At 61.9% G+C, this 25657-nt stretch carries 23 protein-coding genes; 10 read left to right on the plus strand and 13 right to left on the minus strand.

What is annotated here, in order from left to right:
- Nucleotides 1–26: 26 nt before the first annotated feature.
- The 4 genes from NJC40_RS06765 to NJC40_RS06780 all read left to right on the plus strand — a co-directional run bounded on the left by NJC40_RS06765 (nt 27) and on the right by NJC40_RS06780 (nt 4271).
- The gene (locus NJC40_RS06765; protein ID WP_492180555.1) at nt 27–1748 is read left to right on the plus strand and encodes a formylglycine-generating enzyme family protein; all 1722 of its coding nucleotides are present in this window, start codon (nt 27–29) and stop codon (nt 1746–1748) included.
- A gap of 80 nt (nt 1749–1828) precedes the next feature.
- Nucleotides 1829–2839: a type VI secretion system-associated lipoprotein TagQ gene (gene tagQ, locus NJC40_RS06770; RefSeq protein WP_045494090.1), complete on the plus strand. Its 1011-nt coding sequence runs from the start codon at nt 1829–1831 to the stop codon at nt 2837–2839.
- Between the two features lie 86 nt (nt 2840–2925).
- The gene (gene ssp4 / locus NJC40_RS06775) at nt 2926–3831 is read left to right on the plus strand and encodes an Ssp4 family T6SS effector (protein WP_253142804.1); all 906 of its coding nucleotides are present in this window, start codon (nt 2926–2928) and stop codon (nt 3829–3831) included.
- On the plus strand, nt 3828–4271 hold the full coding sequence (locus NJC40_RS06780; protein ID WP_253142803.1) for a hypothetical protein: 444 nt from the start codon (nt 3828–3830) through the stop codon (nt 4269–4271). Before ssp4 ends, NJC40_RS06780 begins: the two co-directional genes overlap by 4 nt.
- 523 nt (nt 4272–4794) lie before the next feature.
- Here the strand turns inward: NJC40_RS06780 and NJC40_RS06785 are convergent.
- Nucleotides 4795–5115 (minus strand): hypothetical protein, encoded by a 321-nt coding sequence (locus tag NJC40_RS06785; protein ID WP_253142802.1) that lies wholly within the window; start codon nt 5113–5115, stop codon nt 4795–4797.
- Nucleotides 5116–5224: 109 nt separating this feature from the next.
- Here NJC40_RS06785 and NJC40_RS06790 point away from each other — a divergent pair, with 109 nt between their 5' ends.
- Nucleotides 5225–5662, plus strand: a complete 438-nt coding sequence (locus tag NJC40_RS06790) for an acyl-CoA thioesterase (RefSeq protein WP_045485720.1) — start codon at nt 5225–5227, stop codon at nt 5660–5662.
- 185 nt (nt 5663–5847) lie between these two features.
- Complete coding sequence (locus tag NJC40_RS06795) at nt 5848–6909, plus strand: RNA-guided endonuclease InsQ/TnpB family protein (protein WP_492180511.1); 1062 nt, start codon at nt 5848–5850, stop codon at nt 6907–6909.
- A 40-nt stretch (nt 6910–6949) separates the two neighbouring features.
- Here the strand turns inward: NJC40_RS06795 and NJC40_RS06800 are convergent, their stop codons facing one another.
- The 4 genes from NJC40_RS06800 to NJC40_RS06815 all read right to left on the minus strand — a co-directional run bounded on the left by NJC40_RS06800 (nt 6950) and on the right by NJC40_RS06815 (nt 12001).
- Nucleotides 6950–7426 carry a glycine zipper domain-containing protein gene (locus tag NJC40_RS06800; RefSeq protein WP_045485724.1) on the minus strand — a complete coding sequence of 159 codons (477 nt, stop codon included), beginning with the start codon at nt 7424–7426 and terminating at the stop codon, nt 6950–6952.
- A gap of 346 nt (nt 7427–7772) precedes the next feature.
- The gene (locus NJC40_RS06805; protein ID WP_253142720.1) at nt 7773–10106 is read right to left on the minus strand and encodes an FdhF/YdeP family oxidoreductase; all 2334 of its coding nucleotides are present in this window, start codon (nt 10104–10106) and stop codon (nt 7773–7775) included.
- Nucleotides 10103–10942 (minus strand): formate dehydrogenase accessory sulfurtransferase FdhD, encoded by an 840-nt coding sequence (gene fdhD, locus NJC40_RS06810; protein ID WP_045485728.1) that lies wholly within the window; start codon nt 10940–10942, stop codon nt 10103–10105. Before fdhD ends, NJC40_RS06805 begins: the two co-directional genes overlap by 4 nt.
- 165 nt (nt 10943–11107) lie before the next feature.
- Complete coding sequence (locus NJC40_RS06815; RefSeq protein WP_253142721.1) at nt 11108–12001, minus strand: LysR family transcriptional regulator; 894 nt, start codon at nt 11999–12001, stop codon at nt 11108–11110.
- A 157-nt stretch (nt 12002–12158) separates the two neighbouring features.
- Here NJC40_RS06815 and lysM point away from each other — a divergent pair, with 157 nt between their 5' ends.
- On the plus strand, nt 12159–12617 hold the full coding sequence (gene lysM, locus NJC40_RS06820) for a peptidoglycan-binding protein LysM (protein WP_253142722.1): 459 nt from the start codon (nt 12159–12161) through the stop codon (nt 12615–12617).
- A gap of 105 nt (nt 12618–12722) precedes the next feature.
- On the opposite strand, the gene yrfG is transcribed toward lysM, so the two are convergent.
- Nucleotides 12723–13394 carry a GMP/IMP nucleotidase gene (yrfG, locus tag NJC40_RS06825; RefSeq protein WP_045485738.1) on the minus strand — a complete coding sequence of 224 codons (672 nt, stop codon included), beginning with the start codon at nt 13392–13394 and terminating at the stop codon, nt 12723–12725.
- A gap of 91 nt (nt 13395–13485) precedes the next feature.
- Between yrfG and nudE the strand changes: the two genes are divergently transcribed.
- A complete protein-coding gene (gene nudE / locus NJC40_RS06830) occupies nt 13486–14052 on the plus strand; it encodes an ADP compounds hydrolase NudE (protein ID WP_045485741.1) in 567 nt (188 codons plus the stop codon).
- Entirely contained in the window at nt 14049–14891 is an 843-nt protein-coding gene (cysQ, locus tag NJC40_RS06835) for a 3'(2'),5'-bisphosphate nucleotidase CysQ (RefSeq protein ID WP_045485744.1), read from the plus strand. Before nudE ends, cysQ begins: the two co-directional genes overlap by 4 nt.
- A gap of 101 nt (nt 14892–14992) precedes the next feature.
- Here cysQ and NJC40_RS06840 read toward each other — a convergent pair whose 3' ends face one another.
- From NJC40_RS06840 to rfbB, 7 genes are all read right to left on the minus strand, one after another.
- The gene (locus NJC40_RS06840) at nt 14993–15451 is read right to left on the minus strand and encodes a YiiD C-terminal domain-containing protein (RefSeq protein WP_253142723.1); all 459 of its coding nucleotides are present in this window, start codon (nt 15449–15451) and stop codon (nt 14993–14995) included.
- Nucleotides 15448–16833, minus strand: a complete 1386-nt coding sequence (locus NJC40_RS06845) for a sigma-54-dependent transcriptional regulator (RefSeq protein WP_045485750.1) — start codon at nt 16831–16833, stop codon at nt 15448–15450. The genes NJC40_RS06840 and NJC40_RS06845 overlap by 4 nt, the downstream gene beginning before the upstream one ends.
- Nucleotides 16830–18644, minus strand: a complete 1815-nt coding sequence (locus NJC40_RS06850; protein ID WP_253142724.1) for a sensor histidine kinase — start codon at nt 18642–18644, stop codon at nt 16830–16832. Before NJC40_RS06850 ends, NJC40_RS06845 begins: the two co-directional genes overlap by 4 nt.
- Nucleotides 18645–18708: 64 nt before the next feature.
- Nucleotides 18709–19584, minus strand: coding sequence for a dTDP-4-dehydrorhamnose reductase (gene rfbD / locus NJC40_RS06855; protein ID WP_253142725.1), 876 nt, complete (start codon nt 19582–19584; stop codon nt 18709–18711).
- Nucleotides 19581–20129, minus strand: coding sequence for a dTDP-4-dehydrorhamnose 3,5-epimerase (rfbC, locus tag NJC40_RS06860; RefSeq protein WP_045485760.1), 549 nt, complete (start codon nt 20127–20129; stop codon nt 19581–19583). The genes rfbD and rfbC overlap by 4 nt, the downstream gene beginning before the upstream one ends.
- The gene (rfbA, locus tag NJC40_RS06865) at nt 20126–21001 is read right to left on the minus strand and encodes a glucose-1-phosphate thymidylyltransferase RfbA (protein WP_253142726.1); all 876 of its coding nucleotides are present in this window, start codon (nt 20999–21001) and stop codon (nt 20126–20128) included. The genes rfbC and rfbA overlap by 4 nt, the downstream gene beginning before the upstream one ends.
- Nucleotides 20998–22080: a dTDP-glucose 4,6-dehydratase gene (gene rfbB, locus NJC40_RS06870; protein WP_253142727.1), complete on the minus strand. Its 1083-nt coding sequence runs from the start codon at nt 22078–22080 to the stop codon at nt 20998–21000. The genes rfbA and rfbB overlap by 4 nt, the downstream gene beginning before the upstream one ends.
- A 259-nt stretch (nt 22081–22339) precedes the next feature.
- Here rfbB and NJC40_RS06875 point away from each other — a divergent pair, with 259 nt between their 5' ends.
- Entirely contained in the window at nt 22340–25252 is a 2913-nt protein-coding gene (locus NJC40_RS06875; RefSeq protein WP_253142728.1) for an aminotransferase, read from the plus strand.
- Nucleotides 25253–25657: the final 405 nt, after the last annotated feature.

Genomic DNA, 25657 nt, shown 5'->3' on the forward strand with positions numbered 1-25657 from the left:
TGCGCAGGGCTTGTCTGGCGCGAGCAATGGCCGCGCTGTGTCTGACCACACTGGGCCTGACCTCGCTGGTCGCGTGTGCCGAGAGCGACAGCGAGGCACCGGCCAGCAACAAGCTGGATAACCCCAAACCGTTGCCCGATGACGTCAGCCTGCCATTGCCGTGTGGCGGCGAAATGGTCATGCGCTACGTATACATCCTCGCTGAAGGCGCGCTGGATGACCGTGAAATCAGCCTGGGTTATCCGTTCAGTGAAGGTGAGGCGGGCTACAAGCAGTCGTTCATTTCCGGCTACCGACGCGACTTCATCAATGGCCAGTTCACCGCTGAAGACCTGGCGCCGGCCTGGCGCAAGACCATCGCGCCACTGTTGCCCAAGGCTGAAAAAGGCACGCCGCTCAAGCCGATGATGTACTTCATCGGCAAGTACGAAGTCACCCAGCGCCAGTACGCCCAAGTCATGGCCCAGGCGCAATCGCTGGCCAGTGGCGAACCCGCCCCGGTTTGCGAGGCCCAGGACGGTATGGCCGGGCGCTTGCCCAAGGTCAAGCTGTCGCGCTTCGAAGCCGAGCGTTTCGCTGCGGTGTACAGCGCTTGGCTGATGAAAAACCACCGCGACCTGTTGCCGGTCAGCGGTCGTGGCAAGGACGCCGAAGACGGCGGGATCGGCTTCGTGCGCCTGCCCACGGAAGTGGAATGGGAATTCGCCGCCCGTGGCGGCCAGGCGGTCAGCCGTCAGGATCTGGAAGGCCGGCTGTTCCCGCGCCGTCAGGACGGCCAGGAAGGCGACGGCCCGTTGGCTGACTGGGCGGTGTACAGCCAGGTGGCTGGCGGTACGGGGCAGGGCGCGCGGCTGATGCCGATTGGCACCAAGCTGCCCAACCCGATCGGTATGTTCGATGTGATCGGCAACGCCGCCGAGATGGTGCAGGAATCCTTCCAGTTGGTGCATGCCGGGCGCCGCCAAGGCACCTATGGCGGCTTTGTGGCCAAGGGCGGCAATTACCTCGAAGGCGAAGGCACGCTGTTCACCGGCATGCGTCGCGAGTATCCGTTGTTCGCCGCCGACGGCACCGAGCAGCGCAACGAAACCACAGGGTTTCGGGTCGCGCTCGGCGCGCTGTCGGCGCCGCGCTCACGTTACAAGGAGCTGTTCGAGCAATGGCAGAAGGACGGCCGGCTGGCGTCGCTGACCGATGACATCGATGCGGTCAATGACCCGACCAAGCGCCTGGACAGCATCATTGGCACCACTGCCGACCCGCGTCTACAAGCCGAGTTGGGTCTGGTCAACGAAGAGCTCAAGCGCAACGTGGCGCTGATTGCCCTGCAACGTGAAGAGGCTGCCGGCAACCTGATCCAGTCCGCTGCCCTGGTGGCCGAGACCATCAATAACTACAACATCCGCCTGACCAACCTGCAAAAAACCCAGAAGCAGGCCGCCGATGCCGGTGACCAGGCCAGCGCCGCGATGTTCGCCTCGGCGATGGCCAACGGGCGCAGCGCGCTGGAGGGTGCCGTGGCGATCTACATCGACAACCTGGCCACCGGCACGCGCTACACCGACGCGGTGATTCAGGCGCAGTTCCAGCGGGTCAAGGAAGAGTTGGCGCGCAAGCCGGTCATCGGCAAAAGCCTGATGAACCGCGCCACGCTGTTCGTGCGTCACGTCGGTGAGTACCGCAAGAACAAGCGCGCCGACCCGGCCGACATCCTCAAACAGTTACTCGTATCGGCCAGCACGCAATGAGTGTGCCGGCCAACACCGCAAGACCCCGCACTGCATTGGGCCGTGCGGGCCTGTCCAAACCTGAAGAAGAGAACGCAGCCATGTTTTTGTCTCGCAAACCATTCGAAGCTCTCGCCAAAAGCCGCAGCCTGTTGCTGGCTACCGCCGGGTTCGGCGCTGTCCTGCTGACCGGTTGCGCCAGCTCACCGGTGTCCAGGGTCGGTGCGACCACCAAGGTCGAGTTCTACCCGACCTGCTACCAGCCTGTGCAGCACTTGCGCCAGACCGACTCAGACATGACCAAGTCAGTTGTCACCGGTGCCGCCATCGGCGCAGTGGGTGGGGCACTGGCCGGCGCGCTGACCGGCAACTCGGAAAAACGCGGCCGTAATGCCGCCATCGGCGCCGCCGGTGGTGCCTTGGTCGGTGGTGCGGCCGGTTACTACACCGAGCGTCAGAAGCAGATCGCCGACGACAACCAGCGTATTGCGTCGTACGCCGCCGACTTCAACAAGAGCTCGGCCGATATCGACCGCAGCACCGCTTACGCCAAGGCTTCACAGTCGTGCTACCAGCGCGAGTTCGCCAGCCTGGTTACTGCCCGCAAGGCCGGCAGTATCAACGACACCGAAGGTCGCAAGCGCCTGGCAGAAATCGTCGCCGGCCTGAAAGAGTCCAACGACCTGATCGTGGCCGTGAACGGCCGTGCCAGCGAAGACCTGAACAACTACACCCAGGCTTACGAGAAAGACCTGCAGCAGGTCGGCGTGAAGCGTAACGACGTGGTGGTTGTCGCCCAGGCTGAAAACCCGCAACTGGTCACCACCAGCAGCAACAAGCAGGGTGCCAAGGCCGCTGACAAGAACACCGGCAAGGCTACTGGCAATAAAACCGGTAACACCGCCAAAGCTGGCAACAGCGGCAAGGCCAACCGAGACAAGCTGCCGGACGTGCCGCGTGAAGCAGTAGGCACCGAGAAGTCTCTGCAGGACGCCAAGAACAAACAGGCAGAGAGCCAACAAGTGGCTGCTGCCGGTCAGAGCGAAGTCGGCCGTATGTGCAAGAACCCTGACGTCGGCGATTGGGCTCCGGTGCCTTGCCCGAATGTGTAACCCGCTGTCTTGAGCGGCCTACCGGTCGCACTTCTGCCTGAGGGCAGAGGTGCCCGGCAGTCGTTCATTGTTTCAAGGAAGAGTCCATGTCCCAGGTTTTAATCGGGTTGAGAAATACCCCTTCGCAAATCATGGCCCGGCAACGTATCGAGGCCAATATCAACCTGCAGAAACTCTATGCCGCGATTGATGCCGAGCCCGCCATTGTCGGTGCGGGTGTGGTGTACATCGATGCAGAATTCAATGTGGTCACGCTGCGCGAATTTACGCCGATCTGCAGTATCAAACCCAAGCGGATCATCTTGCGCGAGGCGCAAAAAAACATCTCTGCGCAGCAGTTTGCCCAACACGTGCAAACCAACCCCAGAGAGTCCCGGCTGCTCTCTGAAAGTTTTAACACTTCGATGTCTTGTGCCGGCGCGGTGCTTGGCTGGATTGCAATCATCGGTGGCACGGCGATCATTCCGTTCACTGGCGGGATGAGCACGCTGATCACGGCGGCGGGATGGGCTGCCACCGGGGCAAGTTCGTTGCAATGTGTCGCCGGTCTAAGTCGGGTTGGTATGGAGATGGTCGCCCCGGCCGCCCTTGATGCACTTGATACCGAAGAGTGGTACCAGAATGCCTCGCAAGCGCTGGACATAGTTGCCTTGACGGGCGTTGCGGCAACCGGCCTGACCATCGCCAAGTTGATGAGCGTACGCAAGGCGATGACCGGGCGCAGTTGGTATCAGAGCCTGAAGAATCTAAACCGGCAGGAGCGCAAGCGTCTGACCGACGAGTTACTGAAGATTCAGGATCCGGCATTGACGCCCAAACTGCGCAAGGCGCTACAAGCCGCCGGAGAATTACCCAAGCGCTATACGTCCTCGGAGATATCCGCGAAGTTCGCGGTCACGCTCAAGGATGCGTTGGGGGTCGGTACGGGACTGGCCGGTAGCGGCATCGTGCAGAACTACGCCATTGGCCTTTACGAGGAGTTAGCAGAGTGAGAGGTGACCTCGATTTTCTGTCGATCATGCGTTGGCATTTCCCTGTTTTCATCTGCACCTTTTTTTTAGCGTTGTTTGCCATGGCGGCTACTCAGTTCATGCTCCTGCAGCAATATCCACCTGCTCAGGAGGACCTTGCTGAATACCTTATGGGGGCCAGTGGCGGTGTATCGTTGTATTTATGTCTGGCCAACCTGATTGTTGTTCGTGGTCGTCCCTGGGGAGTATGGCCAATCGTGGTGGCGATGCTTGCCTGCATCCTGACGGTGTTGTTGCACTGGGGGGAACGACGTGTACCGGGCTCGTTGTCTGTTATCGGCCTGTTGCTGCCGTTATTGGCCTTGTTGATGCTCAACAGCAAGCGCCATCGAGAGTTTCGCAAGGTGATGGTTGAGGTTCGCTGGAAGCGTGCTGCATGGCGCAAGAAGCACAAACAATAATTTCTGTGCAGACGATTGCTGTGGTGCGAGGCACATTCACCTGAACTGCAACCCGGCCTGGTATCTGTTCAAGGCCTGCGCAGGTTTGTTTACAGCCTTTTTCGCAGGCAATAAAAAACCCGCCGAAGCGGGTTTGTGTCCAAAACCATTCCAACTCCCTGTCAGTAGCATCCGGGCAATGGCTGATCGTCCTTGATCCTGACCAGCGTCCTGCTCGTCAGTGGATTGGATCCCATAGTAGAGAGTTACCATCCGGGTTCAAATAGCCAAATGCCTCGTCAGCGTGTAAGACATTGGCTATTTATGCAATTAATTCTTATTTGGTTTTGCGCAGGCACTAAAAAACCCGCCGAAGCGGGTTTTTTGTCCAGAACCATTCCAACTCCCTGTCGGCAGCATCCAGGCATGGTCGATCGTCCTTGATCCTGGCGAGCTTCCTGTTCACCAGTGGTTGGATCCGATAGTAGGCCTGCTGCCCGAGCATTCAAATGGCAATTGTTCGCTAGCGCGTGTAAGCCTTTGGCTATTGTTGCGCTTCAGATTCCGGTGAGACCGGTGCTGCGCTGGCTTCGTCGGGTAATTGTGGTGCGGCAACAGGCGGCAAGCTGGCGGCAGGCGGGGCGATGTCGGCGGTATGGCGGCGCAACTGCGACAGCATCAGGCACAGGCTGAGGATCGCCAATAGCGCACAGAGCAGGATCAACCCATAGGGGCGGGGTGTGCGCAGCGGGCGGGGCAGGCTTTTGCCTGGGTGGCTGCCGAGTACCACGTCAATGTGGCCAGGTTCGGTGCGATTGATGCGGATGATGCCGTCATCCTTGTCCGGTGTTCCGGGGGCTTGCATTGCTGCTCCTTGCAGATCCATTGCGTATCCAGCTGTATCGGCGCTGACGGATTTTTCTGTAACGTATCGGGTCTGCCGGCACACCACGCCATTCAACGAGCGAGCGACCATGCCCGACACCCTGCTGCAACGCCACGACTATCGCCACTTCCAGCCGATCACCACGCGCTGGCAGGACAACGATATCTATGGGCATATCAATAACGTGGCCTATTACAGCTTTTTCGACAGCGCCGTGAATGCCTGGCTGATCGAGCGTGGCGGGCTGGATATCCATGACGGTAAGGTGGCGGGGCTGGTGGTCAGTTCGGCGTGCGACTACTTTGCGTCAGTCGCTTATCCGGAGCTGATCGAAGTCGGGCTAAGGGTGGCCCGACTTGGTGGCAGTACCGTGGAGTACGAGCTGGCAGTGTTCCGGGTCGGGGAAGACGAACCCTGTGCGGCGGGGCGGTTTGTCCAGGTGTTCATCGACCGGCAGTCAAGCCAGCCGGTGGCGATTCCAGATGCCTTGCGTGAGGCGTTGCAAGCGCTGCTTATCGCCTCGTAGGAGCAGCTTTAGCTGCGAAGGCTCGCAGCTAAAGCTTCGCTGCTAAAGCAGCTCCTACGAAACCCCGGTTACCGAGCTGGCGCGAAAAGCCCCTTCCTTCAGGTGGGGGATGAAAGCGCCACCGCGAAGCGCTGATAGGGGTTAAGATCCATAAAACCGCCCCTATTCTGTGTTTCATGACTGAAATGAAAGCGACCAAAACCCTCAAGATTCGAGTGCGAGACAAGCACGCAGCGCAGCTGCGTGAAGCGTCTCGCGCTGTGAATTTTGTGTGGAACTACGTAAACGAGTTGAGTAGTCGCTTGATTCGTGAACGTGGTCGTTTTCTGTCGGCGTTCGACATTCACAAGTACACCAACGGGGCCGGCAAAGACCTGGGACTGCACAGCCAATCGGTGCAGGCTGTTGCCGACGAATATGTCACACGGCGCAAGCAGTTCAAAAAGCGCCAGCTCCGCTGGCGCTGCTCGGGCGGCGCTCGGCGCAGCCTGGGTTGGCTGCCCTTCAAGGTCGGCGCTGCTGTCTGGAAAAACGGCCAGGTCGCCTTCAACAAGCAGCACTTCAAGGTCTGGGACAGCTACGGCCTGGCGGGCTTTAAATTCAGATCCGGTAGCTTCAACGAGGACAGCCGTGGACGCTGGTATTTCAACGTCGTGGTCGAGGTCGACCGGCAGTTATCGCCAGGCCAGGACGCGGTGGGTATCGACCTCGGACTGAAAACCACGGCCACCTGCAGCGACGGTGAACGCCTTGAAAGCGGCAGGTTCTACCGGGATCTGGAGAGCGCCCTGGGCACGGCCCAGCGCGCTGGCAAGAAGGCCCGTGTGCGGGCGATCCACGCCAAAACTGCGAACCGCCGCAAGGATTGCCTGCATAAGTTCAGCAACTCGCTGGTAGCGCGTTGTGGCGTCATTGTGGTGGGCGATGTGAACTCACTGAAACTCGCGAAAACCAGGATGGCCAAGTCGGTGCTGGACGCCGGCTGGGGCCAATTGAAAACCATGCTGGAATACAAATGCGATCACGCAGGCACGGTTTTCAAGGTTGTCAGCGAGAGAAACACCACCCAAACCTGTTCGAGCTGCAAGCAATTGCCGGACTCGAGGCCGAGAGGTATCGCAGGGCTTGGAATAAGGGAATGGACTTGTTGTGGGTGCGGTGCCACCCACGACCGCGACGTCAACGCCGCAAAGAACATTCTCGCGCTCGGGCATGAGCGTCCAGTTGTGGGAATCCCCGCCCTTTAGGGCGGGGAGGATGTCAACAAAGCACGGTGCTCTTGCCGGATCAACGATGGCGCCAGTGGCGGTCGTGTTTGCGATGGCCGTAGTGCTTGCGCGGGCCATGACCATGGCGATACTCACGGCGATCATTGCCGCCACGGTAGCGACGATCGTCATCGCGGCTTTCATTGCCCATGTAGTTGCCCAGCGCACCACCAGCGCCGCCGCCGGCGGCGGCACCGATCAGGCTGCCGGTGTTGCCGCCAACGCTGCGGCCGATCACGTTGCCGCCTGCAGCGCCCAGGCCACCGCCGATGGCGGCTTCAGTCCGGTTGCGGCGGTCTGCGCCGACCGCGCCGCCTGCGGCACCACCCAGGCCTGCGCCAATTGCCGCACCGGTGCTACCGCCAATCTGCTGGCCGACCACTGAGCCAAGAACCCCGCCCAATGCACCGCCAACGCCCGCTTCCAGGTTGCCACCGGCAAGGGCGGAACCGGTCACGAGAGAAAGTGACAACAACAGAACCGAGGAGAATTTCATGTGGGCTATCTCATAGGGATGACGGCGCGATCGTGCAATTAACAATTACTTCAGGCAACGCAAATCCGACGAATAGCACGACCTGCGCACAAATAACTAAGCTGTTGTTTTGTATAGGGAACTTAGTTGTTTTTTAACGGTCATAGACCGCTTGTAGCCACTCTTTTTACCCGCTAATACAGGCGTTGCGCGCTGTTGGGTCAGATAATTGCAAACGATGTGGCAGACAGTAAAATCACTTGGGAAATAATTTTTAACATATATTTCCCAACTAGTGAATGAACTTGTTTAAAGACGTTTACACGTCTTCAAAAAAGGGCCGCTGATGACAGCGGCCCTGGTCACCTCAGATAATCCGCGCCGTTTCTCTGGCCCGTTCGATCCGGATTGCAATGAACTTCGAGGTCGGCGTGTGGCTGCCGGCGCCGACGCTTTCCAGGGGTACCAGCGGGTTGACCTCTGGATAGTAAGCCGCAGCCTGACCGGCTGGAATGTCGAATGCCAGCAGGGTAAAGCCCTGCACGCGACGTTCGTGGTCGTCACCCCAGATCGAGATCAGGTCCACTTTCTGGCCGGGCTGGAAGCCCAGCCGAATGATGTCTGCCTCATTGGCAAACACCACGTCACGCTGGCCCTTCACGCCCCGGTAACGGTCATCCAGGCCGTAGATGGTGGTGTTGTACTGGTCATGGGAGCGCATCGATTGCAGGATCAGGTCCGGCTGCTGGCCGGTGCTGCTCACGCGCTCGTCGATCAGGCTGCCTGGCAAGGCGTTGGACTTGAAGTTGGCGCGGCCCGAGGCGGTGTTCCAGCGGCGTGAGCCGGCCGAGTTGCCCAGGTAGAAACCGCCCGGATTATCGACCCGGGTATTGAAGTCCTTGAAGCCTGGAATGGTATCGGCGATCAGCTCGCGGATGCGGCTGTAGTCTTCGATCAGCCACAGCCAGTCGACCGGCTTTTTGCCCAGAGTAGCGTTGGCGATGCCAGCAATGATGGCGGGCTCTGAGCGCATGTGTCTGGACAGCGGCTGCAACTGGCCGAACGAGGCGTGGACCATGCTGAACGAGTCTTCCACGGTAACCGCTTGCGCGCCGTTGGCCTGCTGGTCGATATCGGTGCGGCCGTAGCACGGCAGAATCAGCGCCTCCTTGCCGTGGAACAAATGGCTGCGGTTGAGCTTGGTACTGATCTGTACGGTCAGGTCGCAGTTCTGCAGGGCCGCCGCGGTACGCGGGGTGTCCGGGGTGGCCTGGGCGAAGTTGCCGCCCAGGGCAATGAACACCTTGGCGCGACCTTCGGCCATGGCGTGGATGGCCTCGACCACGTTATGGCCATTGTCACGCGGCACCTTGAACTGGAAGCGCTGCTCCAGCGCGTCGAGCAGGAACTTCGGCGGGCGCTCGTTGATGCCCATGGTGCGGTCGCCTTGCACGTTACTGTGACCGCGTACCGGGCACAGGCCGGCGCCTGGCTTGCCAATGTTGCCGCGCAGCAGCATCAGGTTGGAGATTTCCTGAATGGTCGCCACCGAGTGGCGGTGCTGGGTGATGCCCATCGCCCAGCACATGATCACGTTCTTGCCTTTGACGTACATGCGCGCGGCGCGCTCGATGTCGTCCAGCGGCAGGCCCGATTGCTCCAGGATCGATTCCCACGACGTGGCATCGATGGCCGCCAGGTAGTCGAGCACGCCGTCGGTGTGCTCATTGAGGAAGGTATGGTCGAAAACCGGCTCAGCATTGTTGTCCTGAGCCTCGCGCTCCCACTGACGCAAGAACTTGGCCATGCCGCGCAGCACAGCCATGTCGCCGCCCAGTGCCGGGCGGAAGAACGCGGTGTTGGTCGGCTTGTCGCTGTTGGTCAGCATCTCCACCGGGTGCTGCGGGTGCTGGAAACGCTCCAGGCCACGCTCTTTGAGCGGGTTGACCACCACCACCTGGGCACCGCGTTTTACTGCATCACGCAGCGGGTCAAGCATCCGTGGGTGGTTGGTGCCGGGGTTCTGGCCCCAGACGAAAATTGCGTCGGCGTGTTCGAAGTCGTCGAACGTCACTGTGCCTTTACCCACGCCGACGGCCTGCGACAAGGCTACGCCACTGGCCTCGTGGCACATGTTCGAGCAATCGGGGAAGTTGTTGGTGCCGTAGGCGCGCACAAACAATTGATAGAGATAAGCCGCTTCGTTGCTGGCCCGGCCGGAGGTATAGAACTCGGCCATGTTCTGGTTGGGCAGGTTGTTCAGGTGTTTGGCGATCAGCGCAAAGGCGTCGTCCCAGGCGATAGGCTTGTAGCGGTCGGTTTCGCGGTCGTAGACCATCGGCTCGGTCAGGCGGCCTTGATACTCCAGCCAGTAGTCGCTCTGCTCCAGCAGTTGCGTGACGCTGTGGCGGGCGAAGAACGCCGGGTCGACGCGGCGCTTGGTGGCTTCCCAGTTGACCGCCTTGGCGCCGTTTTCGCAGAACTTGACCATGCCGCTTTCCGGCGAGTCGCCCCAGGCGCAGCCCGGGCAGTCAAAGCCGCCGTTCTGGTTGGTCTTGAGCATGGCGCGCAGGTTCTTCAGCGCGTTGTCGCTGCCCAGCCAGGCTTGGGTCACGCTGATCAGTGCGCCCCAGCCACCGGCCGGACCCTTGTACGGCTTGTAGGCAGGTTTCGGTGTCTTGTCGGCTTGATGATGAGTCACGGTCGGTTCTCCATCGCAGGGCTGTAGACCCGCGGCGCACTGTGATGCGGCAGGTGAATCAGGTTGAGGTTATGGCTGCGCGCCCATTGCAGGGCAAGGCCGGTGGGCGACGACAGGCTGACCAGGGTCTGGATGCCCGCGCGCAATGCCTTCTGGATCAGTTCCAGGCTGCAGCGGCTGGTGACGACGGCCACGCCACCGGCCAGGGGAATGTCCTGGCGGATCAGTGCACCGATAAGTTTGTCCAGAGCGTTATGCCGGCCGATGTCTTCGCGGCTGAGCAGCAATTGGCCCTGGTTGTTCATGAACAGCGCGGCATGCACCGCGCCGCTGGACTTGCCCAGCGGCTGGAAGTCGCTGATGCGCTGGCGCAAGCCGTCCAGCCAGTGAATCGGTGGCAGAGGTGCCGGGGCCAAGGCATCGAGTTGCGGCAACGCCTGCTCAACCGCTTCGACACCGCACAGCCCGCAGCCAGTGGTGCCGGCCATCTGGCGGCGATTCTCTTTGAGCGCCCAAAATGCCCGGCTGGCGATTTCGACCTCGGCCTGCATGGCCGAGCCGCAGCCACTGAGGCTGAAGTCATAGATTTCGTCGCTTGACGCAATGATGCCGCTGCCCAGGCTGAAGCCGACAATGAAGTCTTCCAGGTCGGTCGGGCTAACCAGCATCACTGCCTGGCTGATGCCGTTGTAGGCAATGGCCAGCGCAACTTCTTCGGCCAGCGCGGTTTCGGCCGCCTGCAAGCCATCGAGGTGGGTGTACTGATAGGACTTACTGGCGCTGAGCGCAGGTGCATCCTGTGCCGACGCCGTGCTGACCGTGCGTTTGGCGTGCATGGGCTGGTATACCGGCAGATTGATAGCTCTAAGACTAGGCCGGTTGTCGGACTGCGTCTAATCGCTAGTTCTGATGCCGTGATAGATGACGTCGATCAATGCGCCGCAAGCAAGTTTCTGCTCTGCGCTTAGGCCGTGCACTGGCGCACAAGCCTGGTCAGCAGGTTATTTTTCGCTCAAGTCGAGAACTGTGCTCATCAGTTGGAAACACACCTGCGCCAAGGGCGAATGCGGTGCGGTGTTACGCATGATCAGGCCCAGCCGGGCCAGGGTGCGGGCATCTTCGATGGGGTGCAGGCGCAAGGTGTCGCCCAGATCTTCCAGGCCGCCGGCCAGCGGCATGATTGCGCAGCACAGCCCGCCCTGGACGGCCTGCATCAGCTGATGAACGGCGTCGGTTTGCAACAGCGGCTGCGGTTGCAGGCCACGGCTCTGGAAGTTGTGATCGATGGATTGGCGAAAATGCATGCTGCCGGTCAGCAGGCCCAGTGGCAGATCCATCAGGTCGGCCCAGCTCAGGGGTTGTTCGCCAAACTGGAAATGGCGTTGATCATACAGCAGGCCCATATGGGTTTCGTTCAGCGGCAGGGCCTGGAAGCGGGTGGCGTCCAGCCGCTCGAAATACGACACGCCCAGGTCGATCTGGTTGCTCGACAACTGCTCAAGGATCTGTTCGGAACTGAGCGACGACAGGACGAACTGCAAGTTGGGGTGCAGTTGGTGCATGCGTTGCAGCAAGGGCAGCGGGTCGAAGCTCGACAGCGGCACTACGCCCAGGCGCAGCGTGCCGACCAGATGCCCACGGCAGGCGGCAGCTTCTGCCTGCAAGCCGTCATAGGCGGCCAGCACCGTGCGGGCCCAGGCCAGCACCCGTTCGCCCGGCGCGGTAAAACCTTCGAAACGCTGGCCGCGCTTGACCAGCTCCAGCTCCAGTTCCTGCTCAAGATTGCGCAGGCGCATCGACAGGGTGGGCTGGGTGATATTGCAGCGGGCCGCCGCCTGTCCGAAGTGCTGGGTCTCGTCGAGGGCAATCAGGAATTTCAGTTGCTTGATGTCCATCTTCACTCCGGGCGGTGGGCAGGCAGGCGACCGATTCTACGCATCCGTAACAGCTTTGAGACAGCCGGTTGCGTTGGTCGGCGCAACCGTTGCCGGCACCTGTGGCAACTATCGTTGTTGTGGCAGATGTCAATCAAGCCGTTAGGGAGGATGACCCGTGGGACTTATTGATTTCGTAAAAAGTGCAGGCGAAAAACTCGTCGACCTTATCACGCCGGGCCAGGCCGCTGCCCAGCAGCCTACTGCCGAGCAGTTGGCACACCGCCTCGATGAACTGGGTCTGGATAAGTCGAACGTTAATATCGCTGTACAAGATGGCAAGGTCGTGTTGACCGGCAATGTGGTGAATCAGGAACAGAAAGAAAAGATCGCGCTGGCGGCGGGCAATTGCGCAGGTATCGAGCAGGTTGATGACCAACTCACCGTCAGCGGCAGTCCCTCGCCAGGGGCTCAAGCGAACTTCGTGACGGTCGTATCGGGCGACACCCTGAGCAAGATTGCCAAGCGCGTCTATGGTGACCCGAACCAGTACCAGAAGATCTTCGAAGCCAACCAACCCATGCTCAGCCACCCGGATAAGATCTATCCGGGGCAGGTTCTGCGGATCCCCAACTGAGCGACATTAACCAGTAGAACTGTTTTGAATGTCCTGTCGCCTTCACGACCAGGGCCGTTCCCGTTGTATTTCAAGGCAGGGTCGGGACCGACCGGGCAGCGGCTCCTACGCCGTTGTGAGCCCTTCGAGCAGTGCCAGGTAGTCACCGACGGCGGCGAACTCTTCAGTGTTTTTCGGCCCCTGCTGGCTGTCGGGTTCACTGACCGCCAGCAAGTGGGCAACACCGTAGGCCCGGGCGCTGCGCAGGATTGGCAGGGTGTCGTCGATGAACAGGCTGCGCGCCGGGTCGAAGGCTGTGTCGGCGTGCAGAGCGTCCCAGAACTGCGGGTTTTCCTTGGGAAAGCCGTAGTCGTGAGAGCTGATCAGGCGCTCGAAGTAGGGCGCCAGCTCAATGCGTTCCAGCTTCAACGAGAGCGAGTCGCGGTGGGCGTTGGTGATCATGATCACCCGTTTGCCGGCGCGCTGGATAGCGGCCAGAAAGGTCTGCGCATCCGGGCGCAGCGCGATCAGGTGGGCGACCTCCAGCTTGAGTTCACGAATCGGCAGTTTCAGCTCGCGGCTCCAGAAATCCAGGCAATACCAGTTCAGGGTGCCGGCGTTATCCACAAACAGCGGCTTGATCTCAAGCCAGGCCATGGCTTCGCTGATGCCATGCAGCTCGGCGTAGCGCCGCGGCAGGTGGTGCATCCAGAAGTGCTGGTCGAAGTGCAGGTCCAGCAGCGTGCCGTCCATGTCCAGCAGGACGGTGTCGATCTCGTTCCAGGGCAAGTCAGGCATACCGGTTTCTCTGTTGGCGACTGAAGGAAGATCTGGCACAGATCATGGGCAAAGCCACGTATAGTACTGCGCTCTTGCCAAGGAGTCTGTCATGCGCCAGAAACCCGATGTGCTTGCCCGAGAAATCGTCGCCAGCAGCCGTCTGTTCCGTGTCGAAGCCGTGCAGTTGCGTTTTGCCAACGGTGCCGAGCGAACTTATGAGCGACTGGTAGGGCGCGGCACCGGCCATGGCGCGGTGATGATTGTCGCGATGTACGACGCCGATCACGCGCTGCTGATCGAGGAATACTGCGGCGGCACTGAAGAGTATGAACTGTCGCTGCCCAAAGGGCTGGTCGAACCCGGCGAAGATGTATTGGCCGCTGCCAACCGAGAGCTCAAGGAAGAAGCCGGTTTTGGTGCCCGGCAACTGGAGCATCTGACCGAACTGTCGCTGTCGCCAGGCTACATGACCCAGAAAATTCAGGTGGTACTGGCCAGCGATCTGTATGAAGAGCGTCTGGAGGGCGATGAGCCCGAGCCGATCCGCGTCGACAAAATCAACCTGCGTGACCTGGCCAGCCTGGCGCAAAATCCCCGGTTCAGTGAAGGCCGTGCCCTGGCCGCGCTGTACCTGGCCCGTGATCTGTTGACCCAACGTGGACTCTACCTGCCATGAGCGAATTGCCTGACAACCTCCCCCATCCCCTGTTGGCCCCGGTCGTGGAGCTGGCGCGGCGCGCCGGTGAGGCGATCCTGCCACACTGGCGCAGCGGCGTAGAGGTCACCGCCAAGGCTGATGATTCGCCGGTCACGGTGGCCGATCTGGCGGCGCACAAGGTGCTGGTCGAAGGTTTGCAGGCTCTGGACCCGAGCATTCATGTGTTGTCCGAAGAAGATGCCGATATTCCCCAGGCTGAACGTGCCAACTGGCAGCGCTGGTGGCTGGTCGATCCGCTGGACGGCACCAAGGAGTTCATTGCCGGCAGTGAAGAGTTCACCGTCAACGTCGCCTTGATCGAACGCGGCCGGGTGGTGTTCGGGGTGGTGTCGATGCCGACCAACGGTCGTTGCTGGTTCGGCGGTGCGGGTCTTGGCGCGTGGCGCAGCGAAGTGGCCGGGCCGTGTGAGGCCATTGGGGTCCGTGACAGCGCTGGCGCCGGCCAGCCGTTCACCGTGGTCGCCAGCCGCCGCCACACCAGTGCGCAGCAGGAGCAACTGCTCAATGGTCTGGCCGAAGGGCTGGGTGAGCTGCAACTGACCAATATCGGCAGCTCGCTGAAATTCTGCCTGCTGGCCGAAGGCAGCGCTGACTGCTACCCGCGTCTGGCCCCGACCTCGCAATGGGACACCGCTGCGGCACAAGGCGTGCTGGAAGGTGCAGGCGGTGTGGTGTTGCAGCTTGATGGCGAGCCGTTCAGCTACCCGCCACGCGAGTCGCTGCTCAACCCGTTCTTCGTCGCCCTGCCAGCCAACGCCCCATGGCGCGCCCGCCTGCTGGAGCTGGCCCGCAGCTAAAGGCACGCCCGTAGGACCGGCTTCAGCCGGGAAGCCTTCGCGGCTAAAACGGATCGCCGCCCGGCTGCTCCTACAAGGCTCCGTGCTTGCTGAGCGGCCGTTCAGCGATGCACCACAAATTGCCCGATAAAACGCACCGCTTCTGCCTCGCTGCCTTGTTCACTGATGAACGTATGCAGCTCTAGCCGGGCGCGGCCGCGGCGTTGGTAGGTCGTCAGAAACCGCGCCCAGGCAGCCTGTTCGGGGGCGGTGCAGCAGGCCACGGCGTCGCTGCGCACCGGTAGCGGATAACTGATCTGGCCGTCCTGAATCACGATATGCCCATCCTCGATACCGGCTTCGCGCAGGCGCAGGTGCAGCCAGCCCCAGCCGGCCAGCACCGCGCCGCAATACAGGCTGCCGCCAAACAGCGTGCTCTTGTGGTTGACGTTGGGAGCCAGCGGCAAATGCAGGCGCAGGCGATGCGCCTGCCAGTCGATGACCTTGACGCCCATGTCACGGGTCAGCGGGATGTCGTGGTGCAGAAGCTGTTCCAGGGCCAGGGCCGCTGCCGGGTTCATTCGTGGTCATCCTGTGAGGTCTGGCTGTCGCCAAAGGTCAGGCCATGCTTGCGCAGTTTGTCATGCAGAGTCTTGCGCGGCAGGCCCAGCGCTTCGGCCAGGCTGCGCACCGAGCTGTGCGGGCGGGTCAGTTCGGCAGCGATCAGGGTGCGCTCGAAATGCTCGACCTGCTCGCTCAGGCCACCGCTGTTGACCGGCTCCTGCTGGCGGGTCATGCCTTCAAGTTCCAGCTCCAGGCCCAACGCAAAGCGCTCGGCAGCATTTTGCAGCTCGCGCACATTGCCCGGCCAGTTGTGGCGCAGCAGCAAGGCGCGTTGCCCCGGCCCCAGTTCGCGCTTGGCAATGCCATGACGCTGGCTGGCGCCGTCGGCGAAGTGTTCGAACAGCATCAGCACGTCTTCACCGCGCTCACGCAGCGGTGGAATGCGCAATGAGGCCACGTTGAGCCGGTAATACAGGTCAGCGCGAAACCGCCCCTGATCGGCGGACTGGCGCAGGTCTTCTTTGGTCGCAGCGATGACCCGGATATCCAGCGGGATCAACTGGTTGCTGCCCATGCGCTCGACGGCGCGTTCTTGTAGCAGGCGCAGCAGCTTGACTTGCACGTCCATGCTCATGCTTTCGATTTCATCGAGAAACACCGTGCCGCCATTGGCGAACTCGAACTTGCCGATGCGGCGCTTCTGCGCCCCGGTAAAGGCACCGGCTTCATGGCCGAACAGTTCGCTTTCGACCACCGACTCGGCCAGCGCCCCGGCGTTGATCGCCACGAAAGGCCCGCTGCGTCGGCTCGACAAATCATGCAGGGCGCGCGCCACGACCTCCTTGCCCGCACCGGTCTCGCCAAGAATCAAGACGTCGGCACGGGTCGCGGCGAGGGCGCCGATCTGCTCGCGCAGGCGCAACATCGAGGCCGACTGGCCGACCAGACGGGTGCTCAGTTGCTGGCGGTCGCTCAAGGCCACGCGCAGGCTGCGGTTGTCCAGCACCAGTTGGCGCAGGGCCAGGGCGCGGCGCACGCTGTCGAGCATGGCATCGCTGGGGAAGGGCTTTTCGAGAAAGTCATAGGCCCCGGCGCGCATGGCCTTGACCGCCAGCGGCACGTCGCCGTGACCGGTGATCAACAGCACCGGCAATTCCGGGTCCTGTTCATGCAACTGGGCCAGCAGTTCCATGCCGTCCATGCCACTCATGCGGATATCACTGATGACTACGCCGGGCCAGTCTCGGCTGATGCGGCTGGCCAGGCCGGTGGCCTCGGACAGGCTCAGCACCTTCAGGCCGGCCAGGTCCAGGGTCTGTTTCAGGGCCTGGCGCAAAAACGAGTCGTCGTCGATCAGCACCACTTGTACCTGGCTGTCGATGGCGGTGTCCGGACTCATGCAGAAAGATCCTCGGGGGGTTGAAGGTTGGCGCCGGAGACGCCGCAGCGCAGGCGCAGGGTAATCAGCGCGCCGCCAGTGGTGTGGTTGGCCATCAGCAGTTCACCGCCCAGGGCACGCATCAGGGTATCGCAGATCGCCAGGCCCAGGCCCAGCCCCTGGGTGCTGGTCTTGGTGGTGAAGAACGGCTCACGGGCACGGGCCAGTGCTTCCTGGGAAAAACCGGGGCCATTGTCGCGAATGTACAGGTTGACGCCCTCGGCGGTGGACTCGGCACTGATCCACAGCTTGCGCGGCGGACCTTTCTCGGTCAGGGCGTCCAGCGCATTGGCCAGCAGGTTACCGAGCACTTGGCGCAACCGGGTTTCACCGGCCTGGACCCACAGCGTGGCGGCCGGCAGGTCACGAATCAGTTCCACGTCCATGGCCCGCCTGCGCTTGGCCAGCAGGGCCAGGGCATCTTCCAGCGCCGGTTGCAGGGCAACGCTTTCCGGGGCGTGGGCATCGCGCCGGGCGAACGCGCGCAGGTGGGCGATGATCGAGGCCATGCGCCCGGTCAACTCGCCGATCAGCTTGAGGTTGCTGCGCGCGTCATCGGTGCGCTGATGGTCAAGGAGGATTTCGGCGTTGTCGGCATAGGTGCGGATTGCCGCCAGCGGCTGATTGAGCTCATGGCTGATACTCGCTGACATGGTGCCCAGCGCTGACAGTTTGCCGGCCTGGACCAGTTCGTCTTGGGCGCGAACCAGTTCCTGCTGGGCCTGTTCGCGCTCCAGCACTTCCTGACGCAAGCGGCTGTTGAGGCCTTCCAGATCACTGGTACGCTCCATTACCCTCTGTTCCAGCTCACGGCGCGCCTTGCTCTCGAAGGCCAGGCGATCCAGGTAGTGGCGGCGGCGTTGCATCATCAGGCTGAGCAGCAGCATCAGCACCAGCAGCGTCGCGCCGCCCACCGCGACAAAGGTCCGCACCGGACGGTCGATCAGCACCTTTGGGGCCAGTACATTGGCGGTCCAGCCGGTTTCTTCGATCTCTTGAGTCTGGGTCAGCCAGGCCCGTTCATCGAGCTTGAGTGGGCGTGGCTCGCGGGTCGGGTAGGGCTGGATGGCGCCGATCGCGGTTTTCTCCTTCTCGCTCAGCGGTCGGGTGGCATGGAAGCGCCACTCGGGGTTGGAGGTCAGAATCACCACGCCGTTCTGGTCAGTGAGCAGCAGTTGCACCGGGGTTTTGCCCCACAGCGACTCGGTGTAGTCGAGGTCTACCTTGATCACCAGGACGCCCACCACTTCGCTGCCTTCACGCACTGGCGCGGCAAAGAAGTAACCGCGCTTGGCCGACGTGGTGCCCAGCCCGAAAAACCGCCCCAGCTTGCCCGCCAGGGCTTCATTGAAATACGGCCGGAACGAGAAGTTGCGCCCGACGAAGCTGTCGCGCTGGTCGAAGTTCGACGAAGCGAGGGTACGGCCGTCCTTGTTCATCAGATAGATGACGTCAGCACCGGTCTGCTGGGTGACCTCGCGCAGCGCATGGTTGGCACCGTCGATGGCGTTGAGGTCGGCCGGGGTGCTCAGGGCCGCGCGCAACGCTGGTAGATCACCGAGGATTGGCGGCAGGGATTCGTAGCGGTGCAGGGTGGCAAGCAGGTTGGCCACATACAGGGCCAGGGTCTGACGGTTCTGGCTGGTCAGCTCATTGTGGTAGTAGCGCTCGGCCAGATGCTCCAGCGGCCAGAGCAGCGGCGCCAGGCATATCGCCACAAGAGCGAGGCTGCGCCAGCGGGGGCGGCGTGCGGGAGCGGGAGTGTGGGTCATCGTCTACTGGCGTCTTCAAAGGCTGGTTTTGCACCCTGCGCATGGCCGGGTGCATCAGCCCGTATTATGCCTGCCGTGGCTGACTCAGGCACTCCAGTAATGCCTGCTGCCAGTCCGGCTGGCTGACGCCCCATTCACGCTGCAGCTTGCTGCAGTCGAGCCGTGAGTTCAGTGGCCGGGTGGCGGGGGTCGGGTAAGCGCTGGTGGGGATCGGCTCCAGACGGGCGCAGGGCTTGCCCTGAGCGGCCAGTTGCGCGCCAATCGCCTGGGCAAAGCCGAACCATGAAGTTTCGCCACTGGCGGTCAGGTGATAGACACCCCATGCACCGGGCTGACCATCGCGCCAGCGCTCGATCAGTTGCCGGGTGCTGTGGGCGATGGTCCCGGCCCAGGTCGGCGCGCCTACCTGATCGGCCACCACCCGCAGTTCTTCACGTTCTTGCAGCAGCTTCTGCATGGTCAGCAGGAAGTTGCGACCGTACTGCGAATACACCCAACTGGTGCGCAAAATCAGATGCTGGCCGCCAACCGCCTGGATCGCCTGCTCGCCAGCCAGTTTACTGGCACCGTAAACACTGAGCGGATTGGGCGCATCCTGCTCGGTGTACGGCGCGGTGTGGCTGCCGTCGAATACATAGTCGGTGGAATAGTGGATCACCGGCACGCCCAGTTGCGTGGCCGCTTCGGCGAGCAGGCCGGGGGCGGTGGCGTTGATGGTGTGGGCCACATCGATTTCGCTTTCAGCCTGATCGACGGCGGTATGCGCTGCGGCATTGATGATCAGCCCGGGCTGCCAGGCCCGCACCTGAGCCACGAGATTGCCCGGCTGGCTCAGGTCCAGCGCATCGCGGCCCAGTACCTGTAGATCGCCGAGATCGGCTAGGCTGTGCTGCAAATGCCGGGAAACCTGGCCATGCTGGCCAATGATGAGAATTTTCATACGAACAGTTCTGCCTCGCTCAGGCGCTTGCCCTGCTGATCCTTGGCCGACAGCAGCGGGCTGAGCCCCTCCAGTTGCCAGTCGATGGCCAGTTCCGGATCGTCCCAACGAATGCAGCGTTCGGCTGCCGGGGTATAGAAATCGGTGGTTTTATACAAAAACTCGGCCGACTCGCTCAGCACCACGAAACCGTGGGCAAAGCCTTCGGGGATCCACAACTGGCGAAAATTGCTGGCCGACAGTCGTACCGCAACCCATTGGCCAAAGGTCGGTGAACTGCGGCGGATATCCACCGCCACGTCGAGCACCTCGCCTGCCGTGACCCGCACCAGTTTGCCCTGGGCGTGCTCGATCTGATAATGCAAACCGCGCAGCACGCCTTTTTGCGAGCGTGAATGATTGTCCTGAACGAACTGCGGATTCAGGCCAGTGGCTTCGCTAAAGGCCCTGGCATTGAAACTCTCGTAGAAGAAGCCCCGATCATCGCCGAACACCTTGGGTTCGAGAATGAACACTTCGGGCAACTGGGTGGCAATCACATTCACTGGTTTTCCCCTGCAAGCTTGAACAGATATTGACCGTAACCAGTCTTGCCGAAGTACTGCGCACGCTCAAGCAACTGCGTCCGGTCGATCCAGCCGTTCTGGTAAGCGATCTCTTCAAGGCATGCGACCTTCAGGCCCTGACGGTGTTCGATCGTCTGTACGTAGGACGAGGCGTCGAGCAGGCTGTCATGGGTGCCGGTGTCGAGCCAGGCAAAACCCCGGCCGAAACGCTCGACCCGCAAATCACCGCGTTGCAGGTAGGCATTGTTGACGTCGGTGATCTCCAGCTCGCCGCGTGGCGATGGCTTGACCTCCTTGGCGATGCGGATCACGTCGTTGTCGTAGAAATACAGACCCGTGACTGCATAGCTGGATTTCGGTGCCTTGGGCTTTTCTTCGATAGACAGCGCCCGGCCGCTTTCATCGAAGTCGATCACGCCGAAGCGTTCCGGGTCATTGACCCAGTAGCCGAATACCGTAGCGCCTTGCGTGTGCGCCGCCGCCTTGAGCAGTTGCTCACCGAAATGCTGGCCGTGGAAGATGTTGTCACCCAGGATCAGGCACACCGGGTCGTCGCCGATGAACTGCTCGCCGATCAGAAACGCCTGGGCCAGGCCGTCGGGCTTGGGCTGCTCGGCGTACTGGAAATTGACCCCGAACTGGCTGCCGTCACCCAGCAGGTTACGGTACTGCGGCAGGTCGTGAGGCGTGGAGATGATCAGGATGTCCTGGATGCCGGCCAGCATCAGCACCGACAGCGGGTAGTAGATCATCGGTTTGTCGTAGATCGGCAGCAACTGCTTGGATACGCCGAGGGTGATCGGGTGAAGACGGGTTCCGGAGCCTCCGGCAAGTACGATTCCCTTGGTCATGCAATAAGATCCTTGTGGTCAGTAAAGCCGAGTCGCTGGCCCTGATAGCTGCCGTCCTGCACCCGGCGGCACCATTCCAGGTTGTCCAGGTACCAGGTGACGGTCTTGCGCAGGCCGGACTCGAACGTTTCTTCCGGGGTCCAGCCCAGTTGTTTATCGATCTTGCTGGCGTCGATGGCGTAGCGCAGGTCATGGCCTGGGCGGTCCACCACATGGGTGATCAGGTCGCTATAGCGGGTCACGCCTGCGGGGTGCTGCGGTGCCAGCTCTTCGAGCAGGGCACAGATGCCCTGTACCACATCGATGTTCTTCTGCTCGTTGTGGCCGCCGATATTGTAGGTCTCGCCGACCACGCCCTCGGTCACCACCTTGTACAGCGCCCTGGCGTGGTCCTCGACGTACAGCCAGTCGCGCACTTGCTGGCCGTTGCCATACACCGGCAGCGGCTTGCCCGCCAGCGCGTTGAGAATCATCAGCGGGATGAGCTTTTCCGGGAAGTGAAACGGCCCGTAGTTGTTCGAACAGTTGGTGACGATCACCGGCAGGCCGTAAGTGCGCTGCCAGGCGCGGACCAGGTGGTCCGAGGCGGCCTTGCTCGCCGAATAGGGCGAGCTGGGCGCGTACGGTGTGGTTTCAGTGAACAGGTCATCGGCGCCATGCAGGTCGCCGTACACCTCGTCGGTGGAGATGTGATGAAAGCGAAACGCCTGACGCTCGGCCGCCGACAGCTTGAGCCAGTAGTTGCGGGTCGCTTCAAGCAGGCTGTAGGTGCCGACGATGTTGGTCTGGATGAACTCGGCCGGGCCATCGATGGAGCGGTCGACATGCGACTCGGCGGCCAGGTGCATGATGGCGTGGGGCGCGAAGCGTTCCAGTACGGCGCTGACGGTCGCCTGATCGCCGATATCGGCCTGGACGAACTCGTAGCGGGTGTTGTTGGCAATCGAGGTCAGGGATTCGAGGTTGCCGGCGTAGGTCAGCTTGTCGAGGTTCAGGACTTCATGTCCGGTGTTGTCGATCAGATGCCGGATCAGGGCTGACCCGATAAAACCTGCGCCGCCGGTGACGAGTATTCGCATGTGCTGGCCTTTCTTCCTTAATGAAGGGGCGATTGAACGTTTATGCAGCATAGCTTGTGGGTGTGTGCCCATGTGCGCAAGCAGGATCAGGCAAGATGGCAGCCAGGGGTGATGAAAATATTCGATGATCCGGGTCAGACATGCCATAAATCTGCCGTCGCCAAACCGCAGGGTGCTGGGCGGTATCCTGCGCTCACTCTATAGTGGTGCGATTGCTGCGTTGTCGTTTGTCCCGGAATCTGTCAGCCGAGGTTGTTGCATGCCGCTTGCCACCCTGATCCGCCGCTCAAGCCTGCCCTGCCCGCAAGTGGGTGTCGACCAGGCCCTGTCATTGCTGCAGACGCATTACGGCCTCAGTGGCTCGCTCAAGGTGTTGGGCAGCCAACAGGACTGCAACCTGCTGCTCGACACCGGCACCCGGCGCTATGTGCTGAAGATCTGCCACGGCGACTACAGCACCCTGGAGCTGGCTGCCCAGCACGCCGCCCTGGAGCATCTGAGCGGCCGTCCAGGCATGCGCGTGCCAGCGGTGATCAGCGCCCTCAATGGCGAGCAGCTGCTGTCGCTGGAACTGGACGGGCAGGCGGTGCATGTCCGGCTGCTGGAATTCATCGACGGCCAGTCGCTGGGCAACGCCGGTTATCTGGGGCTTGAGGTGGTCACCGCGCTGGGCGAGCTGTGCGCCAGGGTCGATCTGGCTTTGCAAGACTTCAGCCATCCGGGCCTGGAGCGCATCCTGCAGTGGGACCCGCGGCATGCCAACGCGCTGGCCCGCCACTTGCTGCCGGTGATCGAGGACGGCGACGAACGGGTCTGCCTGCGCGAGGCCGTTGAACAGGCCCGGCAGCGCCTGACACCGCTGATCCCGGCTCTGGCGCTGCAAGCGGTGCATCTGGATATCACCGAGCACAATGTGGTCTGGGCGCGCGACGGGCAACGTCACTGGCAGATGCAGGGGTTGATCGACTTCGGCGACCTGCTCACGACCTGGCGGGTGGCCGACCTGTCAGTGACCTGTGCGGCACTGCTGCACCATGCCGAAGGCGACCCGCTGTATATCCTGCCGGCAATCCGCGCCTATCACGCGCTCAACCCGTTGCGGGTCGAGGAACTCAAAGCGCTGTGGCCACTGATCGTTGCCCGCGCAACGGTGCTGGTGCTCAGCAGCGAACAGCAGGCCAGCGTCGAGCCGGGCAACCACTACATCCAGGCCAACCTGGAAGGCGAGTGGGCGATTTTCGATGTCGCCACCTCGGTGCCCATGGCGTTGATGGAAGCGGCGATTCTCGCTGCGGTTGGCGTTGCGATCGAGCCGTTGCCGCAACCTGCCTGGCGGCCGTTGCTGCCGAGCCTGGCCGGGCAGGGCTTCTGCAGCGTGGACCTGGGCGTGCTCAGCGAGCACTTCGAGGCCGGCAACTGGGAGCAGGACGGTATCGACGAACGATTACTGGCCCTGACCGCGCGCCAGGTCGGGCTGGCCGCCAGCCGTTATGGGGAATACCGCCTGTCGCGGACCCTGCCCGACAGCGCCCGTGAACCCGATACCTTTGCTCTGCATGTTGAACTGCACATGCCCGCCGGTACGCCGCTGCACGCGCCGCTCGATGCCACCCTGCGCCAGACTGCCGATGCGGCGCTGGTGCTGGTCGGCGAAAGCTTCAGCCTGCGGCTGTGGGGGGTGAACAGTACCCTGCCGTGCGCCACCTCACTGAGTGCCGGGCAGTTGCTGGGCACCTGTGATGGCATCCTGTTGCTGCAACTGTGCAGCGAGCCCGGCATCAATGCGCCATTGTTTGCCACCCCCGGCTGGGCTGCGGCCTGGCGCCACCTGTGCCCGTCGCCGGCGGGGCTGCTGGGCTTTGCCTGTGATGCCGCGCCGTTGCCGGACCCGGCGGCATTGCTGGCGCGCCGCGATGCCAGCTTTGCCCGCTCACAAAAACACTACTACCAGGCCCCGCCGCAGATCGAGCGTGGCTGGCGCAACCACCTGATCGACATGCAGGGCCGCTCGTACCTGGACATGCTCAACAACGTGGCGGTGCTGGGCCATGGTCACCCGCGCATGGCCCGTGAAGCGGCGCGCCAGTGGTCACTGCTCAATACCAACTCGCGCTTTCACTATGCCGCGATTGCCGAATTCTCCGAACGCCTGCTCAAACTGGCGCCGCCGGGCATGGACCGGGTATTTCTGGTCAATAGCGGCACTGAAGCCAACGACCTGGCGATCCGCCTGGCCTGGGCCTTCAGCGGCGGGCGCGACATGCTTAGCGTGCTGGAGGCCTACCACGGCTGGTCAGTGGCCACCGACGCGATCTCCACCTCGATTGCTGACAACCCGCAAGCGCTGACCACCCGCCCGGACTGGGTGCATCCGGTGACCGCGCCCAATACCTATCGTGGTCCGTTTCGTGGCCCTGCCAGCACCGCCGACTATGTACGCGATGTCGAACAGACCCTGGCCAGGCTGGACGAGCAGGGCCGCCAGGTGGCCGGTTTCATCTGCGAACCGGTGTATGGCAACGCCGGCGGCATCCCCCTGCCACCGGGTTACTTGCAGCAGGTCTACCAGCAAGTGCGCGAGCGTGGCGGGGTGACCATTGCCGACGAAGTCCAGGTCGGCTATGGCCGCCTGGGTGAGTACTTCTGGGGATTCGAAGAGCAGGGTGTGGTGCCGGACATCATTACCCTGGCCAAGGGCATGGGTAACGGCCATCCGCTGGGCGCCGTGATCACCCGCCGCGAAATCGCCGAGGCGTTGGAAACCGAAGGCTATTTCTTCTCCTCGGCCGGTGGCAGCCCGGTCAGTTGCCGGATCGGCATGGCCGTACTCGACGTACTGGAGCAGGAAAAACTCTGGGACAACGCCCGCACCACAGGCGCCCACTTCAAGGCCCGGCTGCAAGCGCTGACCGATAAACATCCGCTGGTCGGCGCCGTGCATGGCATGGGCTTCTACCTGGGTGTGGAACTGGTTCGCGACCCACAGACCCTGGAACCCGCCAGCGAAGAAACCGCCTACCTGTGCGATCGCCTGCGCGAGCTGGGCATCTTCATGCAACCGACCGGCGACTACCTCAACATCCTCAAAATCAAACCCCCTATGTGCACCACCCGGCAAAGCGTCGACTTCTTCGTCGACAGCGTTTCCAGAGTCCTGCGCGAACTGGAATGATTGTTGCTGCCGCTGCCGCTGTTTGAGCCGGGTTATCGCAGACACCGCCAAACGCGACGATTGGCGCAGGCCGAATGGAGGTGTTGCGTAGGGGGAGAACCGGCATGGGCGCCGGCCCCCGGTCCATACACCATAACCAAAGTAACCCGCCCGTCGGGGCGGAACCGGCAGCGCAGGCAACCGCGGCAATGATCCTTACCCAGAGCGAAAGATCTTCGCGGCTAAAGCCGCTCCTCCAACGCACGTTTGTTTTATCGATTTATATCGGTAAAAATTCGCAGTAGATATATAAATTGTTACTTAATTCATTTTAAATCCGATTTTTATCGGCTATAAAGACGCTCAGATTGTCATGGCGCTCTTGCTATGGTGATAAAACCCTCGAACTTCGACGGTTCTCTGGAG

It is taken from the genome of Pseudomonas sp. 21LCFQ02, from assembly GCF_024129895.2.
GTDB lineage: Bacteria > Pseudomonadota > Gammaproteobacteria > Pseudomonadales > Pseudomonadaceae > Aquipseudomonas.